Source organism: Pseudomonas sp. A-RE-19, assembly GCF_019956555.1.
Classification (GTDB): Bacteria; Pseudomonadota; Gammaproteobacteria; order Pseudomonadales; family Pseudomonadaceae; genus Aquipseudomonas.
Genome location: NZ_JAHBDQ010000062.1, coordinates 1 through 1,770 on the forward strand (window position 1 = coordinate 1; position 1,770 = coordinate 1,770).

Annotated in this window: 1 protein-coding gene, 1 other RNA gene and 2 pseudogenes; 1 reads left to right on the forward strand and 3 read right to left on the reverse strand. The window is 57.8% G+C overall.

Annotated elements, in window-relative coordinates; translation table 11 throughout:
* Positions 1-344, forward strand: a pseudogene (locus KGB14_RS24350) (MFS transporter); the annotation flags it as partial.
* 118 nt (positions 345-462) lie between these two features.
* On the opposite strand, the pseudogene KGB14_RS24355 reads toward KGB14_RS24350, so the two are convergent.
* From KGB14_RS24355 to KGB14_RS24365, 3 genes and pseudogenes are all read right to left on the reverse strand, one after another.
* Positions 463-765 (reverse strand): annotated as a pseudogene (locus KGB14_RS24355) (hydrolase); the annotation flags it as partial.
* Between the two features lie 178 nt (positions 766-943).
* Positions 944-1,337, reverse strand: a transfer-messenger RNA (tmRNA) gene (ssrA, locus tag KGB14_RS24360).
* A gap of 97 nt (positions 1,338-1,434) precedes the next feature.
* Positions 1,435-1,710: a hypothetical protein gene (locus tag KGB14_RS24365; protein ID WP_223489200.1), complete on the reverse strand. Its 276-nt coding sequence runs from the start codon at positions 1,708-1,710 to the stop codon at positions 1,435-1,437.
* Positions 1,711-1,770 lie beyond the last annotated feature (60 nt).

Consider the following 1,770-nt stretch of genomic DNA (forward strand, 5'->3'; position numbering starts at 1 on the left):
TGGCCAGCGAGGGTGTCGCCCTGGCGATCACTGTTGCGGTGCTGACGGCTCTGGTCGCACACCATCTGAGCATCAGTACCTCGGTCAAACTGTCCGCCGTTGACTATTCAACTATCGCGCAACGCCTAGTGATGGGTGATATCCAGCACGCGAGCACCGACGCCAGCCAAATCCCGCTGACGATACTGCGCTCGGCCTATACCGCCGGGTTCAACACCTTGTTGCAACTGCTGACGATGTTCACGCTGTTCACTGCCGCCGTGGTCTTTCTATTCCTGGGACGCCAAAGCGAAGTCGGCGCTGAATCCGCGCCCGATGCCGTCCGTTTCTCATCGGATACCTGAAAGCTGCTTTGGAGCCATGCCTGAGGGACAAAACGGGGCCAGACCACAATCGTGTCCTGCTCCTTATCACTCTACGGCAGTACCCATCAAACCTCACTCACCTCCACCGTGTGCTTGAAGTGATGCTGCCAAAGCCGCACACCAATACCCGAGCCACCTTCAGGCTTTTCAAATATTCGATGGTCTCTGGCGAAGGCGCATAACCGTACTTGATAAAGACGCGGTCAGCCGGGATCAGGCTGTCGTCGTCCGGCGCAGGGTGCCTGCCGAGTTGTTTCTGGAAGGAAGTTTTGGATTCGTCGTGGCGTTCGATGGCGACGACACCGGGCAGAGTTCCGATGAGTGTCTGGATGCCGTCGATGAGCCATTGGGGAGGGGCGAAGCTGGGCTGCACGTCGATGATCAAGAGGGCTTGGCGCAGGGCATCTCCGAGGGCGGTCGCGGCGACGGTTGCATCTTTGCCCACGGGCGATTTGTGCTGGTCTGGTTGGCCTCTTCGCGGGCAAGCCTCGCTCCTACAGGGGATGTGCGGTGGCCGGCGATTTACCAACCCCCAGATGCAACAAAGCCCGCACTTGGCGGGCTTTGTTAGCTTCGATTGGTGGAGCCGGGGGGATTTGAACCCCCGTCCGCCAGTACTCCGCTGTCGGTACTACATGCGTAGCCGTGTCTATTAAGTTAACCCTCAGCGACCCGACGGGCAGGGTGCTTTGGGCGAGTTGTGTAAGTTTTAGCCGCTTCGTCCACAACGTACTGCACGGCGATTCTGTTCTATATGACAATCACTTTGGGTTTACAGACATCCCCTGATGATTGCTGGACCCGAAGGTACCAGGAGGGAAGGGCTAAGGCTGCTTACGCAGCGAGAGCGTATTCCCCGTAGGTTTCGTCATTGGCAACTATAGAAAGTTGCAACAGTGGATTTACGAGTTCTGTTACCAACTCGGCATGCACCTAAAGTTTCGCAACCGGCGTCGAATCCTAAACGGCCCCGAACCTGCTGTGTGTAACCGGCAGGCAAGCGCAGTGTACGCCAATGCGCGCGGCGAGTCGACCTTCTGTCCTTACCTGCGTGTTATCTGGCCCGGCGCTAATGGCTATTCAAGTGGCTTTGAATGTCCTGGAGCGCTTGCTGCGTCAGGGAAACACACTCTCTGTCATTGTTGGCGTCGTGGGCGGCCTTGGCTTGTTCGGCTTTGGTGATGACGACACCTTTGGTGGCGGCGTCCAGCGTGGCTGCGCTGGACAGCTTGCTGTTGACTTCCTGGAGCTTCATTACGCACTGATCGCTATCGTTTGAGGCGTATGCGGAGGAGGCCAGCATTGTTGTAGCGATGAGCAGTCCAGCCAGGGCGGAACGCTTCATGGGTATCTCCTGGAACGGGGGTGGGGATGGGCCACGCTGATTGGGGCTTAACCAATGGAC

Bases quoted from the DNA above. Each gene is read 5' to 3' on its own strand.
- KGB14_RS24365 (WP_223489200.1), bottom strand. From the start codon at position 1,710: ATGAAGCGTTCCGCCCTGGCTGGACTGCTCATCGCTACAACAATGCTG.